Source organism: Oscillibacter sp. CU971 (genome assembly GCF_905219725.1).
Taxonomy (GTDB): domain Bacteria; phylum Bacillota; class Clostridia; order Oscillospirales; family Oscillospiraceae; genus Oscillibacter.
This window is the reverse complement of sequence record NZ_CAJMXG010000121.1, coordinates 1-8,682: the sequence shown is the minus strand read 5'-3', so window position 1 is coordinate 8,682 and position 8,682 is coordinate 1. Positions and strand designations below refer to the sequence as shown.

6 protein-coding genes are annotated in these 8,682 nt (G+C 63.7%); all 6 read left to right on the top strand.

The window, feature by feature from the left end; all coding sequences use genetic code 11:
- On the top strand, window positions 1-1,152 hold a 1,152-nt coding region (locus tag JX325_RS09585; protein ID WP_204790928.1), incomplete at its 5' end, for a nicotinate phosphoribosyltransferase.
- 131 nt (window positions 1,153-1,283) lie between these two features.
- A complete protein-coding gene (gene cls / locus JX325_RS09580) occupies window positions 1,284-2,858 on the top strand; it encodes a cardiolipin synthase (RefSeq protein ID WP_204790927.1) in 1,575 nt (524 codons plus the stop codon).
- A 26-nt stretch (window positions 2,859-2,884) separates the two neighbouring features.
- Window positions 2,885-3,757 carry an ATP-binding protein gene (locus JX325_RS09575; protein WP_204790926.1) on the top strand — a complete coding sequence of 291 codons (873 nt, stop codon included), beginning with the start codon at window positions 2,885-2,887 and terminating at the stop codon, window positions 3,755-3,757.
- Between the two features lie 11 nt (window positions 3,758-3,768).
- Window positions 3,769-6,183 carry an SEL1-like repeat protein gene (locus JX325_RS09570; protein ID WP_204790925.1) on the top strand — a complete coding sequence of 805 codons (2,415 nt, stop codon included), beginning with the start codon at window positions 3,769-3,771 and terminating at the stop codon, window positions 6,181-6,183.
- A 55-nt stretch (window positions 6,184-6,238) separates the two neighbouring features.
- Window positions 6,239-7,945 carry an alpha-glucosidase gene (locus tag JX325_RS09565; protein ID WP_243414026.1) on the top strand — a complete coding sequence of 569 codons (1,707 nt, stop codon included), beginning with the start codon at window positions 6,239-6,241 and terminating at the stop codon, window positions 7,943-7,945.
- Window positions 7,942-8,559, top strand: coding sequence for an HAD family phosphatase (locus tag JX325_RS09560; protein ID WP_204790924.1), 618 nt, complete (start codon window positions 7,942-7,944; stop codon window positions 8,557-8,559). Before JX325_RS09565 ends, JX325_RS09560 begins: the two co-directional genes overlap by 4 nt.
- Window positions 8,560-8,682: the final 123 nt, after the last annotated feature.

Here is an 8,682-nt window from a genome sequence, read left to right as displayed (position 1 = left end):
GCCATCCCCGAGGGGACCCCCATTTTCCCCCAGGAGCCCGTGGTGACCGTCCGGGCCCCCACCATCCAGGCCCAGCTCATTGAGACCTTTACCCTGCTGGCCATCAACCACCAGAGCCTCATCGCCACCAAGGCCAACCGCATCGTCCGGGCGGCTCAGGGGCGGACGGTGCTGGAATTCGGCTCCCGCCGGGCCCAGGGCACCGACGGGGCCATCACCGGGGCCCGGGCGGCCTACATCGGCGGCTGCGCCGGGACGGCCTGCACCATCTCCGACCAGCTCTACGGCGTGCCTGCCGGGGGCACCATGGCCCACGCCTGGGTCCAGATGTTCGACACCCAGTATGAGGCGTTTGAGACTTACTGCAAGCTCTATCCCAACAACGCCACCCTCCTGGTGGATACCTACAACACGCTGAAATCCGGCGTGCCCGACGCCATCCGGGCCTTCAACGCGGTGCTGAAGCCTTTGGGGATTAAAANGTGCGGCATCCGCCTGGACTCGGGAGACATTGCCTACCTGACGCGGAAGGCCAGGAAGATGCTGGACGATGCGGGCTGGACAGAGTGCCGGATCTCCGCCTCCAACTCCCTGGACGAGTACATCATCCGGGACTTGTTGATCCAGGGGGCCCAAATCGACATGTTCGGCGTGGGCGAGCGGATGATCACCGCCAGCAGCCAGCCGGTTTTCGGCGGGGTATACAAGCTGGTGGCGGTGGAGGACGAGGGCGGGTCCGTCGTCCCCAAAATCAAGGTCAGCGAAAATGTGGACAAGATTACCAACCCCCACTTTAAAAAAGTCTACCGCATCTTCGACCGGGCCACCGGCAAGGCGGAGGCGGACTATATCACCGTCTGGGACGAAACCGTGGACGAGAGCCGGAGCCTGGAGCTCTTCGATCCCCGGGCCACCTGGAAGCGGAAGACCTACACCGGCTTCACGGCAAAGCCCCTCCAGGTCCCCGTTTTCCAGGGGGGGAAGCTGGTCTACGAACGCCCCGGCCTCACGGAGATTCAGGACTATTGCAGGACCCAGGTGGAGACCCTCTGGGACGAGGTGAAGCGCTTCGAGAATCCCCACACGTATTACGTGGATCTCAGCCAGAAGCTGTGGGACATCAAGCAGGGCCTTCTGCGCCAGAGCGAGTGAGAATCCGGGCCGGGCGTTTTGCCCGGCCCGGATTTTAACTAATTTTAATATTTTGCTGTTGAAGACGGCGGCGTCTTTTTGTATAATAAAAAAGCCAAACGCTGAAACTGCCTGTGAGGAGGCGAGCTGCCGTGCATAAGAACATTCCCCATATCCCCCCGGTGGAAGAGCGGGTCGAACGAAAAATTTCCGCCTTTACCAGCATTTCCATGTGCGCGCTGACGGTGATCGCCCAAATCGCCACCTCGATTTTGATCTCCTTCCTTCTGGCGGAGTATTCCAGCCTTGTCTACGCCCTGCTGCTTATCGCCGGCGCGGCGGTGGCCATCTGGGTCTACCAGCGGCCCGGCAGCCCCACCTACAAGCTGGTGTGGATGTGCCTTTTGCTGGCCATGCCGGTGTCCGGCATAATTTTGTTCTGCCTCTGGGGCGGGGCCCATCAGGTGAAGCAGCTCAGCCTTCAGACGGTGCCCCCCATCCCCTGCGGGGAGAGCCAGCGCCTGTCCAGCGGAATCGACCTCGGCCGCCTCCGGCGGCAGTCCCCGGCCTGGGGACGGCTGGCGGCGTACCTGGAAAAGCGGGGCTTCCTGCTCTACCGGAACACGGACGCCGTCTATTTCAAGGAGGGCTCGGAGTTTTTCGAGGACCTGATCCAGCATTTGGAGAAGGCGGAGATCTATATTTTTCTGGAGTACTACATCCTGGCGGAGGGACAGCTCTGGGACCGCATCTTCGCCATTTTGAAGGAGCGGGCCGCCGCCGGCGTAGAAATCCACATCACCTTCGATGATTTCGGCAACCTCACCCGCTTTTCCGACGAGACGCTCCAGAATCTCCAGAACGCGGGCATTGAGGTGAAGGCCTTCAACCCCGTTCACCGCTATGTGAACCGCATCTACTTCAACTACCGGGACCACCGGAAAATCGCCGTCATCGACGGGCAGTTCGCCTATACCGGGGGCATCAACATCGCCGACGAATACGCTAACCTCATCGTCCGCTTCGGACACTGGAAGGACACCGCCGTCCGCATCGAGGGCGCGGGGGTCTGGGGGTTCGCCACCCAGTTCATGCAGATGTGGAAGATGATGGGGGGCTCCTTCCACAATGAGGACGACTACTACCGCCCCCGGCACGAGGTGGAAAGCGCCCGGGGCTGGTGCCAGCCCTTTACCGACGGGCCCCTGAACAACCCGGACAATCCCATTGAGGAAATCTATTTGCAGCTCATCGCCTCTGCCCAGAAGATGCTCTACCTCACCACCCCCTATTACGCCGTGGAGGAGTCCATGCAAAAAGCCCTGTGCATCGCCGCTGACGCGGGGGTGGATGTGCGGATTTTTATCCCCGGCATCCCGGACCACCACAAGTTTACCTATATGGTGGCCGAGACTTACTGGGGGGAGCTTTTGAGCCACGGCGTGAAGATCTATAAATACACCCCCGGCTTCCTCCACGCCAAAAGCGTCATGGCGGACCGGGAGGTGGCCCTGGTCGGCAGCACGAATATGGACTACCGGACCTTCCAGCTCCACTACGAATGCGGCGTGCTGCTGTACCACATGCCGGTGGTGGAGGAGCTGCTGGAGGATCTGGACGGCATTTTGGCCGAGAGCCGGCCCTATACTCTGGAGGACTGGAACCAGCGGTCCTGGTTCCGCAAAATGTGCGCCTCCGTGTTCCGCCTAGGTTCCATATGGCTGTAAAACGTCTTTGGCTAGGAGAATCACATATGTCCCGTGAGCTTACCCCACAGGAGACTGCCGAGCGCAGTCTCATCAAGACCTATCGAAAATCCCTGTGGAATCCCTTCATCGCCGCCGTGAAGCGGTATGAGCTGGTTTCCCCGGGGGACCATATCGCCGTGTGCGTCTCCGGCGGGAAGGACTCCTTCGTCCTGGCCAAGCTGATGCAGGAGCTGCAAAAGCACACGGACCGGCCCTTTGCCCTCACCTTCCTGGCTATGGACCCGGGCTACAACCCGGCAAACCGCCGCNNGCTGGAGGAGAGCGCCGGGCGTCTGGGCATCCCCCTGACGCTGTTTGAAAGCGATATCTTCGACGTGACGGTCCAGGTGGACAAAAACCCCTGCTACCTCTGCGCCCGGATGCGCCGGGGCTGCCTCTATGCCAGGGCCCGGGACTTAGGCTGCAACAAAATCGCCCTGGGCCATCACTTCTCCGATNTCATCGAGACTACGCTGCTGGGCCTTTTTTACGGCGCGCAGCTCCAGGCCATGCCCCCCAAGCTCCNCAGTAAAAATTTTCCCGGCATGGAGCTGATCCGCCCGCTGTACTGCGTCCATGAGGACGCCATTGTCCGCTGGCGGGATTACAACGAACTTCATTTTCTCCAGTGCGCCTGCCGCTTTACCGNAGCCCGGGACGCCTCCGGCGACGGGATTGGGGAGAGCAAGCGCCAGGAGATCAAGCTGCTCCTGCGGGAGCTGAAAAAGACCAACCCCAACATTGAAAAAAGCATTTTCCGGGCCATCCACGGGGTCCAGCTGGACACCTTCCCCGGCTTCAAGTACCGGGGCGCGGCCCATACCTTTACCGATCTATACAACGGCTCCCCGGTTTTCGGCGGCGGAGCGGACTTCTGANGGAGGAAGAAATGATGGATTTCTATCGCTGTGAAAACCCCGACTGCGGTTTTGTGGCCGAGGAGGAGCCGGATATCTGCCCCCGCTGCGGGGGGACCTTTTTCACCGCCCTGGCGGANGNGGAGATGACCGCTTCCGACTGGGTGAACCTGGGAAACCAGGCGGTGGACGAGAAGCGGGAGACCGACGCCCTGGCCGCCTACCAGCGGGCGGCGGCGCTGAACGATCCCCTGGGCCTGACGAATCTGGGCTGGTGCCTGGAGGCGGGCGTGGGCGTGCCGGCGGACCCCAAGCAGGCCGTGATGCTCTACGCCCAGGCGGCGGAGCAGGAGTACATGCCCGCCTTGACGAACCTGGGCTACTGCTATACATACGGCATCGGCGTGGAGACGGACTATGACAAGGCTCTGAAATGCTTCCAGAAGGGGGCGGAGCAGGGCTTTCCCCGGGCCCAGTTCCTCCTGGCGGAGGCTTACCGCCGGGGAAGCGGCGTAGAGGAGGACGAGGCGGAGGCCGCCAAGTGGTATCAGTCCGCCGCCTGGCTGGGCTACCCCGGCGCCCAGACGGAGCTGGGCCGNTGCCTGGAGTTCGGCGAGGGCGTAGAGCAGGACGTGGAACAGGCTGTGAAATGGTACACCGCCGCCGCCGAGCAGGGCAGCGCCCCCGGCATGTGCTGCCTGGGCTTTATGTATGAGTCCGGCCGGGGCGTGGAGCAGAGCTGGGANACCGCCGTGGATTGGTATAGAAAAGCGGCGGATAAGGGCTATCCCCGGGCGCTGTGCAACCTGGCCTGGTGCTACGAGCATGGCGAGGGGGTGAAGCGGGACTTCGCCGAGGCCGTGCGGCTCTACCGGGCGGCGGCGGACCAGGAATACCCCCGGGGCTATCTGTGCCTGGGGCTGTGCTATGAGCGGGGGCGGGGCGTGCCCGCGGACAAGGCCGCGGCGGCGGAGTTCTACCGCAAGGCCGCCGACCAGGGGGACGAGGACGGCGCGTGCTGCCTTGGCTTTATGTATGAGTGCGGCGAGGGCGTGGAGCAGAGCTGGGAGAGCGCCGCGGAGTGGTACAAACGGGCCGCCGCCGGCGGGCTGTCGCGGGGGATGTGCAACCTGGCCTGGTGCTATGAGCACGGCAAGGGTGTGGAGAAAAACCTGGAGGAGTCCTTCACCTGGTACAAACGGGCCGCGGACCATGGGGACCCCAGGGGCCTTTTCAGCGTAGCCCGGGCCTATGACTACGGCATCGGCGCCGCCCAGGACGCGGAGGAGGCCGCCCGGTGGTATCAGAAGGCCGCCGACGCGGGGTCCGCCCCGGCCATCTGCGAACTGGGCGTGTGCTATGAGCGGGGGGAGGGCGTGCCCCAGAGCGATGAGAAGGCGGCGGAGCTCTACCGCAGGGCCGCTGAGATGGGCAACGCCCCCGGCATGTGCAACCTGGGCTTTATGTACGAATCTGGCCGGGGCGTGGAGCAGAGCTGGGAGGAAGCGGTAAAGTGGTACAGCGCCGCCGCCCAGCAGGGCTTCTCCCGGGCCATGTGCAACCTGGCCTGGTGCTATGAGACGGGAAGCGGCGTGGAGGAGAACCTGACCCGGGCGGTCCACTGGTACCGCAAGGCCGCCGAGCAGGACGATCCCAGGGGCATGTTCTGCCTGGGACTGTGCTGCAAGTACGGCAAGGGCATGGACCGGGACGACGCCGAGGCGGCCCGGTGGTACCAGCGGGCGGCGGACGGGGGCTATCTCCGGGCGCTGTGCAACCTGGGCGTGTGCTATGAGTTCGGCGAGGGTGTGGAACAGAGCCTGGAGCAGGCCGTGGACTTTTACCGCCGGGCGGCGGAAAAGGGAGACCCGGCGGGCCAGTGCAACCTGGGCTATATGTACGAGACGGGCCGGGGCGTGGAGAAAAGCGCCCTGGAAGCCGCCCGGCTTTACAAGCTGTCGGCGGAGGCGGGCTATCCCCGGGCCATGTGCAACTACGGGTACTGCTGCGAGTCGGGCCAGGGCGTGGCGAAAAAGGACCCCGTCGAGGCGGCGGAGTGGTACAGAAAAGCCGCCGAGGCCGGGGACGCCACGGGGGCCTGCAACCTGGGCTATCTCTACGAAACCGGGGAGGGCGTGGAGCAGAGCTGGCAGAACGCCGTGTTCTGGTACAACCACGCCGCGGCCCAGGGCCAGGCCCGGGGGCAGTACCTCCTGGGCTGGTGCTATGAGCACGGAAAGGGCGTGGACGCCAGCGAGGAGCGGGCCAGAGAGCTCTACGAAGCCGCCGCCCGGCAGGACTACCAGCACGCCGTGGAGGCGCTGGAACGCCTGAAAAGCGGCGGGAAGCCCAAAGCCTCCCCCAAGCCGGAGGGGAAAAAGCCGCCGGAGAAAAAGGAACGGGAAAAGGGCGGCTTCCTCAAGAGCATTTTCGGCGGAAAAAAATAAATGGAACCGCGCCCGGAGGTCCGGCCTCCAGGCGCGGTTTCCCGATAGGCGGTGTATGACGATGGCAAATGCCTCCCGCCCCTGGTGGCGGAACAAAATTGCGTACCAAATCTACCCCAAGAGCTTCCTGGACGGCAACGGGGACGGAATCGGGGACCTGCCCGGCGTCCTCTCCAAGCTGGACTATTTGAAGGACCTNGGGGTGGACATCCTCTGGCTCTCCCCGGTCTATCCCTCTCCCATGGTGGACCAGGGGTATGACATTTCCGACTATTACGGCGTCGATCCCTGCTTCGGGACCATGGAGGACCTGGAGGCCCTGATCCGGGAGCTGAAGTGCCGGGAAATGTACCTGGTGATGGACCTGGTGGTCAGCCACTGCTCCGACCNGCACCCNTGGTTCCGGGAGGCCGTCCGGGACCCGGCGGGCAAATACGGGCAATATTTCTACTTAAAGCCGGGGCGGAACGGCGGCCCGCCCAACAACTGGCGGGCGGAGTTCGGCGGGAGCTGCTGGGAGCGTCTGCCCGGATCGGACCTCTATTACTTCCACACCTTCGCCAAGGAGCAGCCGGACCTGAACTGGGAAAACCCGGAGGTCCGGCGGGAGATCTGCGATATGGTAAACTGGTGGCTGGACAAGGGGGTCTCCGGCTTCCGGCTGGACGCCATCATCAATCTGAAAAAGGACCTGCGCTTTCAGGACGGCCCCGCCGACAGCCCCGACGGCACCTGCGCCGTGTCCAAAATGCTGCCCCGGACGGCGGAGATCGGCGCGTTTTTGAACCAGCTGAAACGGGAGTGCTTCCTGCCCCACGACGCTTTTACCGTGGGCGAGGTATACAGCATTACCCCGGAGCGGGTGGCGGAGTTCGGCGGGCCGGAGGGCTATTTCTCCACCCTTTTCGACTTTGGGCACTTTCTCGTCGGCCACCAGGGGCCCTTCTGGTATCAGTACAAGCCCTTTGATTTCAAGACCTGGCGGGACGCGATTTTCCAGGCCCAGGAGAACGCCGGGAGCGCCGTTTTCCTGGCCAACGTCCTGGAAAACCACGACNGGCCCCGGNNCCCCNTCNTCTTCCTTCCCGAGGGGGACGCTTGCTATGAGAGCGTCACCGCCCTGGCGGCGCTGTCCGTGCTGCTGCGGGGCATCCCCTTCCTCTACCAGGGCCAGGAGATCGGCATGCGGAACGGGGATTTCCACACGGTNNAGGACTTCGAGGATCTGAACACCCATGACCAGTACCAGGCGGCGCGGTCCGCCGGGCGGACGGAGGCGGAGGCCATGGCGGTCTGCCGCCGCCACAGCCGGGACAACGCCCGGACCCCCATGCAGTGGACCGGCGGCAAGCACGCCGGGTTCACCTCCGGCACGCCCTGGTTTCCGGTGAACCCCAACTACCGGGAGCTGAACGCGGAGGCCGACGCCGCTGCCGGGGAGCGCTCCGTCCGGGGGTGGTATAAGCGCTTGCTTGCTCTGCGGAAGGATCCGGAGTGGGAGGACGTGCTGGTCCATGGCGGCTTTTGCCCCGCGTTCCGGGAAGAGCCGGAGATCTTTGCCTACTGGCGGACCGGGGAGACGTCGCGGGTTCTGGTCCTCTGCCACTACGGCCGGGGGACGGCCTCCGTACCCTTCCCGGAGCCTTTCCGGGTGCTGCTGAACAACTACGACGGCCTGGAGAACCGGGAGGGCCGCCTGTGGCTGCGTACCTATCAAATCGTGGCCCTGGCCTGCGGGGCCGGAGAACAGGAGGCGCTATGATCCGCAATGTTGTATTCGACATGGGCAACGTGCTGATCCACTGGAAGCCCAATTTATTCGTGGAGGACCTGGGCGTCCCGGAGGGGGACCGGGCCCTGCTGCTGCGGGAGGTCTTCGGCTCCGTGGAATGGATTCAGATGGACCGGGGGACGCTGTCCATGGAGGATGGACTGGATGTCATCTGTCGCCGCCTGCCGGAGCGCCTTCGCGGCCCCGCCCGGGAGCTGACCTTGAACTGGTGGCGGCGCTGGCTGCTGCCCGTGGAGGGCATGGCGGACCTGGTCCGGGAGCTGAAAGGCTTGGGGTACGGCGTTTATCTGCTGTCCAACGCCAAGCTGGACCTGCCGCTGTATTTTGACCGCATCCCGGAAAGCGAGTGCTTCGACGGGAAAATTGTCTCCGCGGACTGGAAGCTTTTGAAGCCCCAGCCGGAGATTTATGAGACTCTCCTCCGGGAGTACGGCCTCCGGGCGGAGGAGTGCTTCTTTATCGACGATCTGAACATCAACATCGAGGGGGCCTGGCTTGTGGGCATGGACGGCGCGATCTTCGACGGGGACCTGCCCCGCCTCCGCCGGGCGCTGAACGATGCCGGGGTCCCGGTGAAAGCATGAATAGACAAGCCCCGCCGGATGCTCCGGCGGGGCTTGCTTTTACTAATGTCATTAAGTTAGGGAAACGCTGATTTATAGCAATCCAAGAAATTATCAAGGAATACCAGCGGCAGAAAACCAACC

Coding starts and splice junctions, on each gene's coding strand:
- JX325_RS09560 (WP_204790924.1), top strand. CDS start 7,942: ATGATCCGCAATGTTGTATTCGACATGGGCAACGTGCTGATCCACTGG.